Below are 19215 nucleotides of genomic sequence, written 5' to 3'. Positions count from 1 at the left end.
TTCTCACCTTAAGGTAAACGATGAGTTGTGTTTGTGCAAATGTCCAAATTGAGGATAACTCGCTATGCTGAATCGTGCAAGATGAAAGTTGTGTCCTGCTGTGCTACAATACGGAGATTGCAATCGCATATAGAAGCAGGATGGTGAAGCTTGCCCATGTTAATAATCGGAATCGCAGGGGGCACAGGCTCCGGGAAATCAACGGTAGCACGCTCTGTTATCGACCGGATTGGACCCGATAAAGTGACCTTTATTTCACAAGATAATTATTATAAAAATTTCCCTGAGCTTAGTATGTCAGAACGTGAGGGACTCAACTACGACCACCCTCTCGCTTTCGATAATGATCTTATGATCCGCGACCTCAAGCTGCTCCGCGAAGGCCGGACAGCGTACGCTCCTGTATATGATTTCTCGCTCCACGCACGCTCCGAGACGCAGCAGGCGGAGCTGTTGCCGAACCGTATCGTTGTGCTGGAAGGGCTTCTCGTATTAGCGGACGAGAAGGTGCGCGAGCTGCTCGATATCAAGGTATTCGTAGATACGGATCCCGATGTGCGTATCCTGCGCAGAGTGCTTCGCGATATCGAGGAGCGCGGGCGGACCATTCAGTCTATCCATGATCAATATTTGGGTACCGTGAAACCTATGCATGAGGCCTTTATCGAGCCCTCCAAAAAATATGCCGACCTAATCATCCCCGAAGGCGGGCATAATCAAGTCGGCATCCAATTGCTCTCCGCGCTTATGGAGAACGTGCTAGCAGAAGCTTAGTCTGCGGCCGTTCTCTTTTCTTTTGGAGCTGCGACTCCACTTAAAGTGCGCTCCAAGATGAAACGGCTATCGCCGTCTTTGGCGGCGCAGCGCGTTTCATTCCGAGAATTCTAAGCTCAGATAAGATGCAAAAACTTATAAATTCTTAGAATTCAAGGTGAAACGGCTATCGCCGTCTTTGGCGGCGCAGCGCGTTTCATTCCGAGAATTCTAAGCTCAGATAAGATGCAAAAACTTATAAATTCTTAGAATTTTAAATAAACAAGTTCACCTTGGCTTCCGTGGCATCGCCCAGATAAGCGGCGACTCCCGCATACTCCATACCGTCCAGCAACTCCTCCTGCTGCAGTCCCAACAAATCCATCGTCATTGTACAAGCTACCAGCTTCACACCCTGCTCTTGTGCCAGCTCAATGAGCTGAGGCAGTGTCAGCGCATTGTGTTTTTTCATCACATGTTTAATCATCATTGGCCCCATACCTGCCATATGCATCTTCGATAGACCTAATCGCTTTGCACCTCGCGGCATCATACGTCCGAACATCCGCTCGAGCCACCCTTTATCCGTCTTCACGATTTCATCCTTGCGCATCGTATTCAGACCCCAGAAGGTAAAGAAGATCGTCACGTCATGGTCGTAGGCGGCCGCCCCGTTAGCTATAATAAAAGCCGCAATAGCCTTGTCCAGATCACCGCTGAATAACACGATCGTTGTTTTCTCTTTTGTTTCCGTCATGATTTGATCCCCTCTCACCGCATATATACCCATACGGGTATTAAAATGGACGCAGAAAGCCATACCCCAAGCAGACGCAACAGCCGAACTGCGGTCGGATGACACGAAGCTTGATGTCTTTCTGCATTTCTGCCATCTACGAATGATATACGCTTATCTGCTTTTCACCAAAAGCTCGACCGCTTCCTTGACCAGCTTGCCGGTATCGCCGCCCCGTTCCTTCTCGTCCATGATACATTGCTCGAGATTCATCGCGACAATGTATGCCATGGCTTTGTCCGCCGCACTGCGAACCGCGGAGAGCTGAGTGACCACTTCCTTACAATCCTTGCCCTCTTCCATCATGCGCATGACGCCTCGGAGCTGCCCTTCCATCCGTTTCAATCTTCTCATGACGCTCTCGTCGTATACTTCCATGACTGAGCCCTCCCGTATGCCGCGTTCATTCCGATCTCTATGAAAGAAGCGGCCTTATTTCGTTCTTAGAGGTATGATATCGGGTTTAGGACGCAATATCAATCCGGTCAGGTCAATTAAAGCTTTTAACGATCATGAACCGCACAACGATTCGGGCCAATTTCCATCTCGCGTTGCTCGTCGTCAGTCGGAATCAGCTTTCCCATATTGGTCTCTCTAATTTCTTTGTACGCATTGGGCTGCGGAGGCAAATCAGATGTAACCACCATACGGAATTCATTTTCATCCTCTATCTTTAAGCCCTTGTTGTCCCTATATAACTGTCCGAGCGACGCCGAGACCAAGCCAGCTTCTCCAATCTCGGTTACGCTCCCATAGTGCGCGGGCATGACAACTAGGTGATCAGGCAAGGAGCGATAACGCTCATATAGCGTAGCCCTGAGATCGCCTGCCCAATCCTCCGCGCTTCCAGCCAGATCGGGACGGCCAATAGAGGCAACAAACAAGATGTCGCCGGTTAACAAATATCGGCGATCCACGACCAATGAAGTGCTTCCGATGGTGTGTCCAGGCGAATAGATTGCTTCGACGCCAATCTCATCCCCGCCTACATGGATTGAGCTTCCACCCTCCAATGGGCTATATCCGAACGTCACCTCCAAGGCATCTCTTGGCGGCAAGTAATAAACCGCGCCTGTCTCCTCAGCGAGCTTGCGACCACCGGAAATATGGTCCGCATGAAGATGCGTATCGAGCGCATACCGGATAACAGCTCCTTTTTTTGCTGCAAATCGTGTATACACATCCGTCATCCGCATGGAATCAATTACTGCCGCTTCTCCTCCGGAGAGAACCATGTAGGACAAACAGCCTTTGCCAGGACGTATAAACTGGTACAATTCGCCTCCACCGCTCAAGTCGCCTGCTTTAACTGGCTGCAGATGCTCACTCCACGCTTTCATGCCCCCTTGTAGATAAGCCGCATCCACTCCCGCTTCTGCAAGCTGCTCTGCCACGAAAATGGATGAACCCTCCTTCGCGCATAACACCAGTACAGCTTCTCCGTGCGGAATAACCTTTAGTGCCTCTTCGACTCCTTCCAACAGCTCGAAGTAAGGAATATTGACGCTTGTAACCGTTGTCCCTTCCACCTTCCAGTCGCTATAATCGGCAGCGTTTCGAACGTCCAGAATAAATATTGGTTTGTGGTTCAGCACTGTATCAGCCAGCTCGGCCGGACTCATACCTTTCATAATGGGATGACCTCCTTCTTCTTGTCGTTGATAACCTACAGTGTAATCGATTATACGATGTTTACCGTCTGACCCTGCCAACCAATCATACCAGGCAGCACATTATATACCTCGCCGAAACCTTGCTCCGTAAGCAATTGGCAAGCAAGATCACTGCGAGCTCCCGTCCGGCAGATGATATATATCGGACTCGACAATGACAAGGTGTTTGAAGCATTCGCTAGCTCTCCCAGTGGAATGGATACCGCGCCAGGTATATGCCCAAAGGCGTATTCTGCGGGCTCACGAACATCCAGCACCATAAAGGCCTCCGATGTACTCAACGTTTCTAGAAGCTCCTCGTTGGTGACGGTCAAAGGATGTCTTGGCTGTGCCTTCGCTTCGCTCGCACTGCCCTTTCGCACGAAATGTCTTAATAATTGACCTTCCGGCTTCGTGCCCAAATAATGATGCCCCGCGCTGCGCGCCCAAGCTTGCAAGTCTGCAATCGAACCTTTGTCGGTCGCTTGAACCTCCAGCACATGTCCTTCTTCCATCGTTTCTATCGTTTTTTGTGTTTTCACGATCGGCATCGGGCAGGCAAGTCCCGCACAATCCAGTGTCCGATCCACACTTAACGCATATTCCTTCGTCATTACAATCCCTCCATCATCGTTTGTTTTGCTAAGTCTGCTATCGCAGCAAATCGAACCATCAAGCCTGAAAGAATCCATTACAGCGCCTTTTGGCTCACTAATTACACTTTATACCCTGCAGGGTATTTAATACCCCAGTGGGTATTACTATACGGGCCGTACCCGGTTCTGTCAACCTCGTACTGTAATTCCAACGCAAAAAACTCCGGCATGATCGCAGGTCGCGACAGCATGCTGGAGCATTTCACGTTTTTGATATAGAGACGACGAAGACTGCCTCGTCGGCAGTCTTCGTCGTCCTTAACTATTTGCTTCTCGCCGGGCCTCGGTAAAGTAGAACGCTCCGGTCGTATGACCCGAGCTATGAATCCGATCCATCACTCGGCATACGTATTGCATGGAATCTCCATCCTTCAGTGTGGAGGCGATTTGATGTAACGTATTTAAGCCCCCAAGCGCATGTTCCTTGCCTACGACCCCGTTCTTCAAGTTGGACACTACACGCTCGATCTCCTTACGGATAAACCATGCCGTCCGTTTCTTCAGCGATTCTTGATTCAAATCGTGACCCTCCGTATTCGATAGTTTCATCACATGTTAAGTATAAATGGAACGATCTCGAAGGGGTGTCGAAGTACGTAGTCGAAACTTAATTCTTTCTGACATAGTTCTACTTTTGCCCGAATGACTTTGTGCCTGCCCGAGCCTATCCCGCAGTACTGATCCCGTCTTGCAGCTTCTGACTATCAGGTGCCCACTCGCCTGTGAACTCAGCTTCGTCATACGTATAGAAGTCCGTTAATACCGACTCTCGGTCATCCAAAAAGAGTTGATCCGAGATCGCCGCCGAAAGCCTTGGGATGGCAAATCGCATCCCCGAAATCGCAGAAGCAGACAATCCGCAGCTCACCATGACGGAGTAATTAAAGACGAACAAACCATGCAGCCTCTTGCCCCCTTCTTCAGAGCGCCCGGTAAATGCAAAGCCTGAAGTCAAATAAGGATGAGCATCCAGCATATCATTCGCCACATCCTTCGGCGCCGTATAACGATCACTCCACCGTGCAATATCGGATTCGACCAGTGCAAGCTCCGGTCGCAGTCCGGGATCGGACACAAGACCTGTACTGATGATCAGGAAATCAAAGTGAAACTCGCCATGCGGCGTCTGTACGGTAACCCCGCCCTCCTCCGGCCTTGCATCCGTCCATGGCGAAGCCAGATGAAGATGAAAGCCCGGATACGCCGCAGCTCGTGCAAAGGTATCGTTCGTAGGCGGCTGATTATGCCCGTAGAAGTGGGCCATCACCGCATATTTGTCCGCATCCGGGAGTGCTGAGTATCGTTCGATCATTCCCGAACGCTCCATCTGACGAATGGGGTTAATCGCTGGAAGTTTGGCTCGCCGAACGAATACATGTGCTTCGGCGACCCCTGCCGCCAAGGCATATTGGGCATTGTCGAATGCAGAGGCGCCGCCTCCAAGTACAGCAACACGTTTGCCGTGCAGCTTGGTGAAGTCTATCGGTTCTGACGTATGCGCGTAGAAGCGGCGAGGCACCTTGCTCTTGATCAAGGATGGCACATGCCACTCGCCTCCTCCCTGAATGCCGGTCGCAAGTACAACCTTGCGAGCGAGAATCGTATCAGCAGGGGCGCCTGCTCCCGCCAGATGCAAGCGGTGCAGCCCTTCACGTTCCGGTTCGATCAGCTTAAGCTTCGTGTCGTTAACGACCGGCAGCCTCAGCACTTTTCTGTACCAGCGTAGATAGTTCATCCAATCGCCACGCGGTATTTTGTCCACCTTGGCCCAGCCTTCCTCACCGGTCTGCGCTTCCCACCATGCGCGGAATGTTAAGGACGGGATGCCGAGATCGATCGAGGTCAGATGCTTGGGCGTGCGCAGTGTCATCATTCTCGCATACGTGTCCCATGGACCCTCGAGTCCTTCCGGGTTCTCGTCGATGACAAGCATATTCGGGACCCGTTCGCGCAACAACCCAAACGCCAAGCCCAGCCCGCTCTGCCCGCCGCCTACGATGACGACATCGTAGACATGACCTTCCTCGTGTTGCATGGTCCGAACCCATTCCGCTCCTCCATATGCCAAATAGGATAAATCCTGCTGTACCCGCTCGTTTAACACATCGATGCTCATACGGATCCTGTCCTTCCATTATGGAATGTTGTTTGCGTTGCGTCATATTAAATAACATAAGTAGATATGCCAAATATTTAATGTATATAACGGCGCTATCGAGCACTGACACACAGGCGCTTTCGAGCACTGACACACTGACAGGCACATTCGGGCACTGACAATCGCAAGTTTGCGCCAATCCAACCCAATCCCGACATGCTTCGCCTTCTATTTATGTCATATTTTATAACGTATTCACGTCATTTAAAAGCGTTTCAAGACGATCTGGACAATGCAAACAAACGATACAAAATGCAATGTGCAACATCACCGACAATTCGAAATTGTTGCTGCCGTTCCTCTTACATATCGTCTAGCAGAATCTCCCTATACCCCGCAACTACTCGCGCCTCGCATGAGCTTGAGCACTCCCGATTCATGCGCATGCAGAATCCTCTCCGCCACGGTGGCACGGCTACGCCATCCTTGCGCGGCGGGGCGCGTTTCATGCTTGCATACCGAGAATTCCATGTTCAAATAATTAGTGAACAGCGTCGACAATACAATGTGCTGCGATACAAACATTTGGCCCGAACGTATGTGAAATTCTACATACGATGTGCTTGGATCCAAGCATACGGCCCAAACGTATGTGAAATTCTACATACGTTGTGCTTGGATCCAAGAACTCCAAAAAAAAGGCGATCAAACTGTTGTCAGTTTGACCGCCATTTCGTATGTTATTGCTTTGTTATGCCCCTGAACGGCCTCCCATTAATCCAGCAAAGCAGCCTGACGCTTGTAGTAATCCTCGATAACCATACAAGCCATCGCCTCGATGACAGGCACGACGCGCGGGCAAATACAAGGATCATGTCTGCCGATCGTCTGGATCGACCGTTCGTTGCCCTCGGAGTCCACTGTCTGTTGGACAGACGAGATCGACGAAGTTGGTTTAACCGCTACACGGAACACGATGTCCGCGCCGCTGCTGATGCCGCCGATAATACCGCCGGCATTGTTGGTTTTGAAGCCGTTCGCATCCATCGCATCGTTGTGCTGGCTTCCGCGCATCGAAGCCGCGGCGAATCCTGCGCCGAACTCGATACCTTTAATAGCGCCGACTGACAGCATCGCCTTCGCCAGCTCGGCGTCAAGCTTATCGAATACCGGCTCGCCCAAACCTGGCGCAACGCCGCGAATTCTGCATTCGACGATACCGCCGCAGCTGTCGCCGTCCTTAGCCAGTTGCTCAATACGCTCGATCATACGGACAGCTGCCGCCGGATCGCATGCTCTTACCACATTGCTCTCGATCGCCGCTTCGTCGAACGTCTCGCATTTGATGCCGTCAACCTCTGTCGTGTACGCCACGACAGAAACGTTACGACCTTCGAGCAGTTTGCGCGCAACGGCACCAGCGGCTACCCGGCCGGCCGTCTCTCTGCCAGATGCTCTGCCGCTTCCGCGATAGTCGCGGAAGCCGTACTTTTTGTCGTACGTATAATCGGCATGGCCTGGGCGGTACATCGACTTAATATCATCATAAGCAGATGGACGCATGTCCGTGTTGTTCAGCATAATACACAGCGGCGTGCCCGTTGTGCGTCCTTCGAACGTCCCGGACACAATACGAATTTTGTCATACTCTTTTCTAGGTGTTGTTACGGACGATTGCCCCGGTCTTCTGCGGTCCATCTGAACCTGTATATAGGCTTCGTCCAGTTCAACGCCTGGCGTCACGCCCTCCACGATAACGCCTACAGCCTCACCGTGCGATTCTCCAAATGTCGTCATTTTAAGCCGTTCTCCAAATGTGCTGCCTGCCATTGCGCAAGCCCCCTTCTTCGTCCGTTCTCCGAATATCTTATTTTCTAGTTTACAGGTATAATTGAAATAAATGAAATCACAATTTTCGACGTTTGTCATAGAGAGGATTGATGTCAAATGGTATCCAATACAGAATGGTATCGGATCTTCCTCCACGCTGCCGAGGAACTCAATCTCACCAAAGCCGCACAAAAGCTGCACATGACGCAGCCGTCCGTCAGCTATGCGATGAAGCAGCTCGAAGAGACGCTCGGTGTCGCATTGTTCGAACGGCTATCCAAAGGCGTCCGGCTCACGGTGGAAGGTCAAGCGTTATACCGGCATGTACGCATGGCGTTCGAAGAGCTGGGAGCAGCCGAGCAGCGCATCCACAACCTTAAAACCATGCACGAAGGTCAGCTTCGAATCGGCGCCAATGGCGCGATCATTCGTGACTACCTTCTCCCGACCCTAGATGCTTTCCATGATTTGTATCCCCATATTCGCATCCAGTTATCCCAGGATCGATCCGGCAGTATCGTGGAGCGATTGAAGCAAGGCGTCCTTGATCTCGGATTTGTCCATCTCCCCGTCGCGGACGAGGAGATCGAAGTATTGAATTCACGCGTTTCGCCTTACTGCGCGGTGGTGGGAACGGCATTCGCCAAGCAGGCTTCCGAGCCGCTGACGGCTGAGCAACTCGCGCGGCTTCCGCTATTGTTGTTGTCTCCTGGCAGCTCGACGCGCAACTTCATCGAGCATTGGTTCCGCGATCAGGGGGCAGAGGCCGGCGCCGACTTCGAATTAAACAGCTTGGAGATGCTCGTCGAGTTCGCAGAGCGCGGTTATGGCGTTGCTTTCTTGCCGCGCTCCTTCATCACCTCCCGCCTCGCGAGCGGCACGCTGCTAGAGCTGCGAACAGAGGTCGCTCTGCCGGAGCGCCATATCGGCATTGCCGCGCGCAAACACGGCTCCCTCTCGATCGCAGCCGATACATTTTTACGTATGCTGCAGATTTGACAACTTATTGTGACTAAGCGGTCTATTCTGACAGCATATGAACGCCCTACAATATCATAAAAGCCGCCAGAGTGTCCGGTATCCGGCACTTTTAGCGGCTTCTTATTTATTGTGATCATTTCATTAGTTTAAGCAACGACGTGTGGATACAGAAAAGCGTAGACGATCAGCGCCAGGACGATGAACATAAGCCCGAGCAGCGCCCACTTGAGAACAGGGAACAAGCGGAACTTCACCATCCCATAACATACAAAATACACCGCAAGTCCACAGCCAGCCCCCCAGTAGAAGAGGGGCTTCGCCCGAATCACAAAGTATTCGTCAAAGTGGGAACGATAACCTTTATTGCACGCGGCTGCGCCCCAGCGTTTCGTACCGAGCAGGCTGCGAGGAGAGCGCTCTTTTGAAACAGGCATTGTAGGCTTCCCAGCGTACCTCCTATAATAGATAGAAAGTGTAGAGTGCTGCACACGACCGGTTTGGGATCCATTCATCATCGAGGAGGTTACATCATGCGTAATACGCAAAGCACCGACTATGACATCGGCGCTACAGGAGTGCTAAATTCCGCATCGTCATTTCCTTATGCGACCAATACGGGTTACATGCATACGGACATGTCTCCAATCTCACTACAGCCGGCACTTGGCGAACGCACCATCAAAGGCGATGGCGGACCACTCGCGTTTCTTAGACGAACCATTCATTTTGTCGGCAAATGGTCCTCTACCCCAAGAAGGCGTCGCGTTCAAACCTTCGTTCTGCTATATATCAAGCAAGGAAGCGGCGAATTAGTCGTAAATAGTACAACCATTCCCATTCGCGACGGACTACTGCTGCTTCTTGCACCTGGCTCGCACATCACAGAACGTGCAGATGCCCACGCCGACTGGGATGTGCATTATATTGGATTTAAGCTTTTGCAGCCGGTCCGATCAGACGACAGTTGGATGCTGGATAACTTCGATCGTATGCCGCTTCCAGTAGGTCGCGAACTGCCAGTCACCGATCTGCCCGCAATCGAACGCCTTCTCGAAAGGCTATACGAAGGACATGATCACGATGTAAGCCAAAGAGATTCTAACGCTCTGCTTCGCTGGAAACGCCAGCTAGCCTTGTCAGAGCTGTTATATACAATCGTATTGGAGCAACAATCACAACAAGGACCTTATTCAGCAACAGATGCGGTTCGCAGATGCGCGGCTTATATCGACCGAAACTATACGGACAACATTCGTATGGACAAGCTGGCAAAGTGGTGCGGTCTCCATCCCAGCACGTTTTCGCGTCATTTCAAAGGAACGATTGGAATGCTTCCCAGCGACTACTTAATTCAAGCACGCATCGAGGCCGCCAAAACAATATTGCCCGGTCCTGGTCCGCTCAGGGAAGTTGCTCGGCGGGTAGGATTTTGCGACGAATATTATTTTAGCCGCATGTTCAAAAAAATCACCGGAGTTTCTCCTTCTGTATACGTCCGTACAGCTGGCGAACGCACACACGGTAAAGAACGGAATGGACGTGTGCTGCAGCCCGTCAATATCGCCGTTACTTATATAGACGAAGTCGATCATCTGATCTCCCTCGGACTACTCCCAGTTGCTGTTCCTGCCGATCATCTGATGAACGGCGATCAAACGGTAATTCCTTATCTGAAGCAGCATATCGCCCACTTGCCTCAGCTTGGCTGCGAGGAAGCGATCAATCTTGAGCTGCTCCGCAAGCTCTCTCCCGAGCTTATTATAGCGGGCAACTTCATGAAGAGCTGGGGCGTTGCCGGACTCGGCGACATTGCCCCGACCCATTATTATATGTGGGAGGTGGATTGGCGCAATGTTCACCGCCAGCTCGCAGCAGTGCTTGGACGAGAAGCCCACGCCGAGCAAAATATCGCCCAATTCGATCGACTCATCCGTTCTGCACGCGACAGAATGTTTGCGGCTTGCTCACGCAAGTCGTTTGTTTTCCTAGAGTCAACGAGGGAAGGAATTCGCGTTAGCCCCTATATGAGCAATGGAGGCTGGCTCCTGTATCAGCAGCTGGGCCTAAACCCTGCGCCGATCGTCAGCGTCAACGGCTGGGAGCATTTTGTGACTCCGGAGGAAGTAGCCGCGATTCAAGCTGACTACCTGTTCATCGGACAACGCAGCGGTGCAGAAGAAGTTCATCGAGCGCTGATGAGTCATCCGGACATTCGGCGTCTTGGCAACCGTCTGATCGAGCTTCCCAGATACCCCTGGAGCAAAGGCGGCCCACTCGCCTTCTCTCAAGGCGTTAAGCTGACTTTGTCCCATTTTGCAAATCTACACAAATAATCTGTGAAAATCGTACATGGCTTTCCATCTTAAAATAAGTTACTCTTCTTGTTGAGAAGAATTATCATTATCGATACAGGACAAGGAGAGAACAAGCAGTGAAACAAAAACAAAGATGGGGACTTCTTTTGGCAATAACGCTTTTAATCGGACTGCTATCCGCGTGCGGTGGAGGCAATACGAATGCAAATAACGGAGGTTCTGCAAGCACGACCGAAGCAAGCGCCAGCCCTACGGCAGAGGCAAGCGCGACAACTCAACCAGAAGCAACGCCGTCGACACGTTCCGTAACGACGCTCGCTGGCACGATCGATATTCCATCCGATCCTAAACGTATCGTACTAACGTACGACGATGACATCGACCACTTTATGGCGCTTGGCCTTAAGCCCGTGGCCGCTCCGGTCTATGACCGAGCAGATAACGTGAATGGATTTTTGCCGTATTTGGCTGATCAGTTGGAAGGTATGGCAACCTTCCCTCTATCCCCTGACTTCGAGCCGATCCTGCAGGCGAGCCTGACCTGCTAGTCGCGGGTTATCACCACCGGGATTATCTGCAGGAGCTGCAGAAAATCGCGCCAACCATTTATTTCGAATGGGTCGTAGATTGGAGAGAGACGCATCTGGAGATGGGTCGCGTACTTAATCTAGAGGAAAAAGCTCAGGCGAATGTTGACGCCTTTAACGCGGAAACGGAGAAAACGAAAGCACATCTCTCTGGAACGATCGGTGACGAGCCTGTCGCTTTCATGCGTGTTCGCGAAAACCAATTAGAGCTCTATGGCGGCGCTGGCACAGGCTCCTCTGCCTCTTTTATTCTCTATGACCTGCTTGGTCTGACACCTGTAAAAGATGCCTCCACGGACACTTGGGGCGCACAATATTCGCTCGAAAGCTTCACCAATTCGGAAGCTGAGCATCTCGTTTTGTTAATTCAAGAAAATGAGGAAAATCTGAAGCTAGTTGATGACCTGCTGGCTAATCCGCTCTATAAGAATGTGCCCGCGATTCAGAAAGGTCAAGTGTACAAGGTCCATAGCTTCCCATGGGAACGAGGCGGTCCGATCGCCTTCACGCAAGGCATGAAGGATATTCGGGAGATGTTTAAATAATGAACAGCGAAGCCGATCGCAAGGATGAAGAACCGGAATTGTACGATTTGACCATTGTCGGCGGCGGTCCGGCAGGCATGTATGCGGCTTTTTATGCTGGAATGCGAGATATGAAGGTCAAGCTCATAGAAGGCAAGGAGTACCTTGGGGGCTTCCTTCATACCTATGCCGAAAAAACGATCTGGGATGTTGGCGGCATCCCTCCTCTCCGCTGCGAAAATTTGATCCAATGGCTCGATGGTCAAGCCAGAACGTTCGATCCAACAATCGTACTAGGTCAACGCGTCGATGGTCTGGAGAAACTTCATGACGGAACGTATAGACTGCGTACGGCTAATGGAGAAGCACACGACACCAAAACGATTCTTGTAGCAGTAGGCCGTGGCATTACCGAGATGACCAAGCTTAACGTGCAAGGTGCAGACCGTTATGAGTTAACAAATCTGCACTACACCGTTCAGAACCCGGAGTCCTTCAGGGGCAAGCGAGTGTTAATTTCCGGCGGTGGCAATTCTGCAGTGGATTGGGCAAACGAACTCGCGGATGTGGCGAGCCAAGTGATCGTCGTGCATCGGCGCGAGGAGTTCCAAGCGATGGAGCGAAGCGTGTCTCGTATGCTGGAGAGTGTGGATGTTCGTACGCCTTATGTGCTGCAAGAGCTGCATGGAGAAGGCGACGCTATTGTTGCAGTCAGCATTGAGCATGCTGAAGGAGGTCGCTCGGAGCGGATCGATGTTGATGCTGTCGTCGTCAGTCATGGCTATTCCCGAAGTTACGGCGATTTGCTGGCTTGGGGCCTCGATATCGGATCTCATGGCATCCACGTCTCCGATCACACCATTACAAATCTGCCCGGCATCTTTGCGGCCGGTGACTGCGCCAGCTACTCTAACAAGGTCAAGCTGATTGCCGGCGCCTTCACTGACGCGGTCCTTGCCGTCAACAGCGCGATGAGTCACATTGACGCCGAAGCGCATGAAATGGCCTACGTCTCCTCCCACAACGAAAAGTTCCGTGAGATGAACAAACAACTTTACAGCTCCAGCCAGAAGACCGGAGCATGAACGACAAACAAACCCTTGCCGTGAGGCGGCGCGGGTTTCTTTTGTTTGCAAGCCCTGCGGCGGCGGCAGCGCTGCCAGGGCTGCAATAGCCCGATTTTCGAGACTGTCGATTAAACAGTCACCAGACTTGCCCTCAACTATCATTCTGTTAAATTTTTGCATTTCATGCCTTTCAACGTCCAACTTCGGTCAAGTCAGCCCGTTTTTCTGTTCCTTTTGCTGCCCTTAACCGTAAATCGGCCACAGTGAGCCAGGGCCTCGCTTACGTTGAAAACTAAGTGTAAGCGAACCCTGCGCGTGTTTCACGATTTGCTTCAGATTTGTCACCACGGCTACAAGCTTCGTGTCTATACGGCGCTTCTCCCGAGAACGTAATCGTGTTCTGCCTAGCCCATTGTGATTTTTCATTTCATTGCATTTCCGTTCAATGTTCGCGCGTTTTTGTAGCAGTGCCTTTCCCGCATCGGTTGCGTTAAATGCTCCTGCTTGCTTGAATTCTGCATAATAGTCACTGATGAAAATGGTTCTCCCGGTCCTTTTGCTCGTGGTACACTCCGATCTGATCGGACAGCTCTTGCATTGGGCTTTGCTGAATATATACTGTTTGCCTGAGTCTTCTCGCATATCGTTAATATAAGCATTTACTTGGCCTTGCGGGCAAGTGACCGACGCCGCATCGGGGTCGTAAAGGAATAAGTCGCTGGACATGAGCCCCTTCGTATTGACGCCAATGGATTTTAACGGCGACACAAGTTGAATGCCGTCTTTAGCCAACGTCTGACGGTGTACCCCGTATCCATACGCTGAATCGCCCAAGACGTACTCCGGTTTGACGTTATGCTCTTCCATCACAACGTTCAAGAGCTCCTGCAGACGGTCGCCATCGGGCTCATTGCCCGCAATCGGTTCCGCATGGAGCACGATGCCATTGGTTTCGGACATGACCACCTGCACCTTGTCGCCAAAGAACTGTAAGGTTTTGCTTTTGAAACCATTTCGCTTCTCTGGATCGACTGCGCTGCCGATCCGGTCTTTCAGCCGCTTTTTACGCTCGATCTTCTTGAATGGGGTCTTGGGATCATTCGGATCTTCCGGGTACACATTCTCCATTAAAGTCTGGTACAGAATCGCTTGAAGCTCTAAAGAATCCACTCGGCGCTCCGGATGGGACCACGACCAGAAGAGGTTGCGGATCGCATCCTTTTCGAACCAGTGTAACAGTTCGTAAGCCATAAGAATCAATTGACTAAACGCAACACCGAGATCCTCCGCGGTCGCATCGGGAGGAAGCTTTGTGGTCAACGGACGCAAGTCAAGCTCCGTTTGGGCACGGTCAAACAAGTGCCGATATGCACGCTTCAGGTGGTTCAGCACGCGGACGAAGGCATGCTTGATGAGGCGATAAGAGGAGCGGTAAACGGCATTGCCCTGCGTGATAAAGGAATCCACAATCCAAATGTCCTTGTTATCGCCCCAAAGCCCTTTTTGCTTCGCTTGCGCGAGAATGTGATGGTGACAGGCATCGAATAAAGCAGAGCCGAGACGGTCGCGATCAAGCCCGATCGTACTGTGGTCGAACCCCATAAAGCTGACCGGAACGCCTAAAAATCGCTTAATGAAGAGATCGCCAATGACGCGCTCCTCCATCTCGCGATCCGAAAGGTTGTAATAGCGCTGGACAACGTGAAGTTTAAATTTGATGGATGGGGCATAGGGTCTAGGACCGCGCGAGGAATACAGATGAGCACAAATGCGGTCAGTGAAGCTAAAGTCCACGAGATCCGCTACTTTGCTCCAAATGGGATGCTCAGGCAACACAGAATAAACCTCGATATCCGCAAATGAAAGCTGCTCAAACTGTTTAAACGCGACTGCCATGACAAATCTCTCCCCTCAGTATAAGTCTATTATACCACGAAATCGGGAGATATTCGGTGATTTATCGAGTAAAAAGGTTATTTTATATAGAATTTGACCATTTTTATTTATAGATTCTTTAGAATTAATCGACAGTCTCTCTTCTCGGGCTATTGGGCGCGGCTGCGCCGCCAGCTACCGTACCGGTGCAGTCGCACCGATACGATACTCAGAAGGCGTGCAGCCCGCCTTCTTGCGGAAGATCTGCGAGAAGTGGCGCACATCGGGGTAGCCGACGCGCTCCGCGATCTCTCCGATCTTGAGCTCCGATTGGCGCAGCAGTTCCATTGCGCGGTCAAGGCGCAGCTGCGTCACATATTCCTTGAAGCCGCCGCCCGTCTTCTGCTTGAACAGCTGGCTGAAATATACCGGGTTCAAGTACACGATCGAGGCTACCTTCTCCAGCGTCAGCTCCGCGGCCAAGTGTGAGCCGATATATTGAATGGCTACCTCCACCGCCTTCTCTCCGCCGCTCGCATAATGGTCATATACCTGCGACTCCGAAGACTTGTGCATCAGCTTAACCTGCTCAGGCACAGCGACCAAATCCGTAATCCGCTCCGAATGGACGACCTGGAACGGGATTTTGAGATACCGCTTGAGATGCGACCTAAGATGTTCGATTAGCTGCATTAGACCTCCCTCTTCACGAAGCGTGACGAGACCGAGCAAGCTCTTGGAGTCTATGCTCGCAACGAATCCTTCACCAGCCGAATCAATGAGCTCCGACATGACGTTCTCGACGATAAAGTGCTCCAGACGCAGATCCGACTCACTATCCAGCCTCAGCATGATCAGATGAAAGTAAGGGTGGTTGCCGACAAATGGAGCCAGATCGATGCCCCCGAGATCCAGATCGGATGCCCATCTCGCAAAGATCGCCTCGCGCAGAAAACGTAAGTTCCGGCTGAGCAGCTGCTCCTCCTTATTGCGCTCGTTTTCCCTCGCGATCTCGCTCTCCATCTCGTGGATCTTGGCGATTAACTTATCCTTGCCGATCGGCTTGAGCAAATAATCCTTCGCCCCGAGACGTACCGCCTCCTGCGCATAAGCAAATTCGGAATAGGCCGAGATCACGACCCATTTGATATGCGAATGACGGCCTCGCGAAATCTCGATCAGCTCCAGCCCCGTCATACCTGGCATAAGCACATCGGTCAAGACAAGATCGATAGGCAAGGTCTGGAGAAGCTCCACCGCCTCCTCCGGGCTGCCCGCCACCATGACGCGATGCTTCGGAAACTGTGTACGTATCGTCCTTGCGATGCCGTTTCTGATCACTTCTTCATCGTCGACTACGAGTATGTTCATCCACCTGCCTCCTCTCTGTCCCGTCCGGGGAACGACGCGATGACACTCGTCCCTCGTCCCTTCTCACTTTCTATCCGCAGACCGTAACCTTCTCCGAATAATAATCGGATCCGCCTATGTACATTTAGCAGTCCGATGCCCCTCCGCGCTTTCTCCTCGCCAGCAAAGTTTTCTTCGGAAGCACCATTCGATAACAACGTGACATCGTTGTGTTCGGGTCGATCCTCCAGCGTCTGCTGTATTCGCTCCAGCGTGATGCCATCCATGCCGACCCCATCATCCTCTACGACGATCTCTAGCTTGCCATCTTCGGTTTCTCTGGAGAATACGCGCAAAGACCCTTCACGATTAAGAGGCTCCAATCCGTATTTCACTGCATTCTCTACAATTGGCTGCAGAATCATCTTAGGCACCTCAAGGGCCAGCCACTTCTCCTCGACCTCGATAGAAGTATGCACACGACCCCCGAGCCGCGTCTCAATAATCGTAAAATAATGCCTGAACTGCTCCAGCTCCGTCCTCAGCTTCGCCATCGAAGCTTCTTCCCAGTCGCTGCTATAACGGAAAATATGTGACAAAGCCAGAATAACGCGACCAAGCCGGTCATTCTCGCGCTCGTCGAGCATCCAGTAGATCATATCCAGCGTATTGAACAGAAAATGCGGATTCACTTGCGATTGCAACGCCTGCAGCTGCGCGTTTTTTTCGCTGATGGAAGCCAGCTTGATCCGCTCGATCAGCTCATCCATTTGATGCACCATTCGGTTAAAGGAACCTACGAGAACGTTGATTTCATAATAGGACTGAACGTGCAAGCCGCCTTTGAAATTACCCAACTCCACCATCTTCATCTGCTGGATCAAACGCTTGAATGGCGAAGAGAACGACCGCGATACTAACGATGCAAGTACCGTTGCAGCCACGATTAGAATCAGCGCCAACGTAATGAGGAATTGCTGCGTATCCTTCAGCTCCAGCTGCAGCTCCTTATTGGGCGTAATCCCGACCATGGTCCAGTCAGCGATGCCGATCTGCGCCGCTGTCATCATGGATCCGGAAGCACTGCGAGTGACGATCTTTCCCGAAGCGAGCTTGCCCGGCCAGCCATGCGGTATAACGCCGATTATAGCTGGCTCAGCGACCTTTGACCGAATAATGTCGTCACCGTCCGCATCGCGAATGACCACCTGGCTATCCGGTCCGAGACTCGCGTTCGTAAGCGCGGATGCGATGGCATCGGCGTCCGTCTCGATGAGCACGATGCCGATTGATTTGAGCGAGGAGAGCTCATATAATTGGCGGCCGAACGCAAAAACAGGCCGTTGTATACCCGTGCTCATTAGCGATTCCGGATAAACTCCCAGCCATTTCATTTCTCCTGTCGAGCCCTTCAATTCCGTGAACCAGCTCGTCTCCGAATATCCCCGAACGGATGCGCCGTTTGTCCGGTCAAAGCTGAACACCTTATCGTAGTTTGTTACGATATGAATGCCGACTGTATCGTTGCGCGAATAGAAAATCGCGCCGATAATGTCGCTGATTTGTTTCTCCAGTTGAACCGCTCCGACGGATTCCGCCGAATTGTATTGCTGAAGCAGACGGATCAACTCATTGTTGCTGTTAAGCGACTTGGTGACGCTGTCATAGCTTCTGAGCAGTAGATCGAATAGATCTACCGTCTGTGATATATTTTTTTCGGCGATGGCACTGACTTTGTCTCTGACTTGCTCCGTCGCACGGTGATAGAACACCACCGTAACGACGAGCAATAGTCCTAGCATGCTGAGCAAGAACATCGGGAATAATCTGCCGTGAATGGATTGGAATGGTTTCATAATGCTATCTTACCCTTTAACGGCGCCCGCTACCATCCCTTTCGTAATGCGCTCGGAGAGCAAGAAATAGATGATAATTACAGGCAAAGCACCTAGAACCAGATAAGCGCCGATTGCACCGTAGTTAACGGAATATTGACCAACAAAGCTGTTAACGCCAAACGGTAATGTCTTCAACCTCTCCGACGAGATGAATGTCGCAGCCAGAATGTATTCATTCCAGATGTTGATGAACGTCAGGATACACACCGTCACAACCGGTGGAACCGACACGGGCAATATGATGCTGCGGAATATGCGGAAAACGCCCGCTCCGTCGATGATCGCGGATTCCTCGATCTCATTCGGTATCGATTTCATAAAGCCGCTCAGGATAAAGACAGAGATCGGCGTCTGGAAAGCGATATACGGCAAAATCAAGGATAGATGCGTGTTCAAGATATCCATGTTTTTGAAAATAATCATCAGGGGCAGCAACGTGCTCTGCAATGGAATCATCATGCCAAGCAAGAACAGCAGAAGTACCATCTGACCATATTTCCACCGGAAACGTGTAATGGCGAAGGCCGCCAAAGAAGCCAGAAGGATTACGCTGACCATCGTGATCGAGGTAACGATCAGGCTGTTACTGAGATATTTCCAGTAGTTGCCCCCTTCGATGGCTGCTCTATAATTTTCTACCTGCCAAACGTCGGGAAGCGAGAAGAAGCTGCCTGACAATATCTCATCGTTCGTCTTGAACGAATACAAGAACAACCAAACAAGCGGATAAAGCTGTGTGATGAGCAAGATGCCCAGCACCAGATAAATAAATGGTTTGGCTACCGAGAAGCGTCTGCTTCTATCGGGTAAAGTCGCGGATCGGCTCATTCGAA

18 protein-coding genes are annotated in these 19215 nt (G+C 51.4%); 6 read left to right on the top strand and 12 right to left on the bottom strand.

Annotated features, from left to right (window positions below; translation table 11 throughout):
* Nucleotides 1-156: 156 nt before the first annotated feature.
* On the top strand, nucleotides 157-774 hold the full coding sequence (gene udk, locus ACX1C1_RS10090) for a uridine kinase (RefSeq protein WP_458957649.1): 618 nt from the start codon (nucleotides 157-159) through the stop codon (nucleotides 772-774).
* A 253-nt stretch (nucleotides 775-1027) separates the two neighbouring features.
* On the opposite strand, the gene ACX1C1_RS10085 is transcribed toward udk, so the two are convergent.
* The 7 genes from ACX1C1_RS10085 to aroC all read right to left on the bottom strand — a co-directional run bounded on the left by ACX1C1_RS10085 (nucleotide 1028) and on the right by aroC (nucleotide 7785).
* Entirely contained in the window at nucleotides 1028-1510 is a 483-nt protein-coding gene (locus ACX1C1_RS10085) for a DsrE/DsrF/DrsH-like family protein (protein WP_458956947.1), read from the bottom strand.
* A gap of 153 nt (nucleotides 1511-1663) precedes the next feature.
* Nucleotides 1664-1927, bottom strand: coding sequence for a metal-sensitive transcriptional regulator (locus ACX1C1_RS10080; protein ID WP_458956946.1), 264 nt, complete (start codon nucleotides 1925-1927; stop codon nucleotides 1664-1666).
* A gap of 125 nt (nucleotides 1928-2052) precedes the next feature.
* Nucleotides 2053-3180 carry an MBL fold metallo-hydrolase gene (locus ACX1C1_RS10075; RefSeq protein ID WP_458956945.1) on the bottom strand — a complete coding sequence of 376 codons (1128 nt, stop codon included), beginning with the start codon at nucleotides 3178-3180 and terminating at the stop codon, nucleotides 2053-2055.
* Between the two features lie 50 nt (nucleotides 3181-3230).
* The gene (locus tag ACX1C1_RS10070) at nucleotides 3231-3815 is read right to left on the bottom strand and encodes a sulfurtransferase TusA family protein (RefSeq protein WP_458956944.1); all 585 of its coding nucleotides are present in this window, start codon (nucleotides 3813-3815) and stop codon (nucleotides 3231-3233) included.
* 300 nt (nucleotides 3816-4115) lie between these two features.
* Nucleotides 4116-4376: a hypothetical protein gene (locus tag ACX1C1_RS10065; RefSeq protein ID WP_458956943.1), complete on the bottom strand. Its 261-nt coding sequence runs from the start codon at nucleotides 4374-4376 to the stop codon at nucleotides 4116-4118.
* Between the two features lie 145 nt (nucleotides 4377-4521).
* Nucleotides 4522-5973, bottom strand: a complete 1452-nt coding sequence (locus tag ACX1C1_RS10060; protein WP_458956942.1) for an FAD/NAD(P)-binding protein — start codon at nucleotides 5971-5973, stop codon at nucleotides 4522-4524.
* Nucleotides 5974-6729: 756 nt separating this feature from the next.
* Nucleotides 6730-7785: a chorismate synthase gene (aroC, locus tag ACX1C1_RS10055; RefSeq protein WP_458956941.1), complete on the bottom strand. Its 1056-nt coding sequence runs from the start codon at nucleotides 7783-7785 to the stop codon at nucleotides 6730-6732.
* Nucleotides 7786-7902: 117 nt separating this feature from the next.
* On the opposite strand from aroC, the gene ACX1C1_RS10050 reads away from it, so the two are divergent.
* Nucleotides 7903-8784: a LysR family transcriptional regulator gene (locus ACX1C1_RS10050; RefSeq protein WP_458956940.1), complete on the top strand. Its 882-nt coding sequence runs from the start codon at nucleotides 7903-7905 to the stop codon at nucleotides 8782-8784.
* Between the two features lie 128 nt (nucleotides 8785-8912).
* Here ACX1C1_RS10050 and ACX1C1_RS10045 read toward each other — a convergent pair whose 3' ends face one another.
* The gene (locus ACX1C1_RS10045; protein WP_458956939.1) at nucleotides 8913-9200 is read right to left on the bottom strand and encodes a hypothetical protein; all 288 of its coding nucleotides are present in this window, start codon (nucleotides 9198-9200) and stop codon (nucleotides 8913-8915) included.
* 96 nt (nucleotides 9201-9296) lie between these two features.
* On the opposite strand from ACX1C1_RS10045, the gene ACX1C1_RS10040 reads away from it, so the two are divergent.
* The 4 genes from ACX1C1_RS10040 to ACX1C1_RS10025 all read left to right on the top strand — a co-directional run bounded on the left by ACX1C1_RS10040 (nucleotide 9297) and on the right by ACX1C1_RS10025 (nucleotide 13277).
* Entirely contained in the window at nucleotides 9297-11099 is a 1803-nt protein-coding gene (locus ACX1C1_RS10040) for a helix-turn-helix domain-containing protein (RefSeq protein ID WP_458956938.1), read from the top strand.
* A 98-nt stretch (nucleotides 11100-11197) separates the two neighbouring features.
* A complete protein-coding gene (locus ACX1C1_RS10035; RefSeq protein ID WP_458956937.1) occupies nucleotides 11198-11629 on the top strand; it encodes a hypothetical protein in 432 nt (143 codons plus the stop codon).
* Entirely contained in the window at nucleotides 11623-12213 is a 591-nt protein-coding gene (locus ACX1C1_RS10030; RefSeq protein WP_458957648.1) for an ABC transporter substrate-binding protein, read from the top strand. The genes ACX1C1_RS10035 and ACX1C1_RS10030 overlap by 7 nt, the downstream gene beginning before the upstream one ends.
* On the top strand, nucleotides 12213-13277 hold the full coding sequence (locus ACX1C1_RS10025; RefSeq protein ID WP_458956936.1) for an NAD(P)/FAD-dependent oxidoreductase: 1065 nt from the start codon (nucleotides 12213-12215) through the stop codon (nucleotides 13275-13277). The genes ACX1C1_RS10030 and ACX1C1_RS10025 overlap by 1 nt, the downstream gene beginning before the upstream one ends.
* 225 nt (nucleotides 13278-13502) lie before the next feature.
* Here ACX1C1_RS10025 and ACX1C1_RS10020 read toward each other — a convergent pair whose 3' ends face one another.
* The 4 genes from ACX1C1_RS10020 to ACX1C1_RS10005 all read right to left on the bottom strand — a co-directional run bounded on the left by ACX1C1_RS10020 (nucleotide 13503) and on the right by ACX1C1_RS10005 (nucleotide 19210).
* Entirely contained in the window at nucleotides 13503-15155 is a 1653-nt protein-coding gene (locus ACX1C1_RS10020; protein ID WP_458955523.1) for a transposase, read from the bottom strand.
* A gap of 174 nt (nucleotides 15156-15329) precedes the next feature.
* Nucleotides 15330-16505 carry a response regulator gene (locus tag ACX1C1_RS10015; protein ID WP_458956935.1) on the bottom strand — a complete coding sequence of 392 codons (1176 nt, stop codon included), beginning with the start codon at nucleotides 16503-16505 and terminating at the stop codon, nucleotides 15330-15332.
* Complete coding sequence (locus ACX1C1_RS10010) at nucleotides 16502-18340, bottom strand: cache domain-containing sensor histidine kinase (RefSeq protein ID WP_458956934.1); 1839 nt, start codon at nucleotides 18338-18340, stop codon at nucleotides 16502-16504. The genes ACX1C1_RS10015 and ACX1C1_RS10010 overlap by 4 nt, the downstream gene beginning before the upstream one ends.
* Nucleotides 18341-18349: 9 nt before the next feature.
* Complete coding sequence (locus ACX1C1_RS10005) at nucleotides 18350-19210, bottom strand: carbohydrate ABC transporter permease (RefSeq protein WP_458956933.1); 861 nt, start codon at nucleotides 19208-19210, stop codon at nucleotides 18350-18352.
* Between the last annotated feature and the right edge of the window lie 5 nt (nucleotides 19211-19215).

It is taken from the genome of Paenibacillus sp. strain BS8-2 (assembly GCF_054483835.1).
The sequence above is the reverse complement of the archived record's forward strand: the minus strand, read 5'-3'. Positions and strand labels throughout refer to the sequence as shown.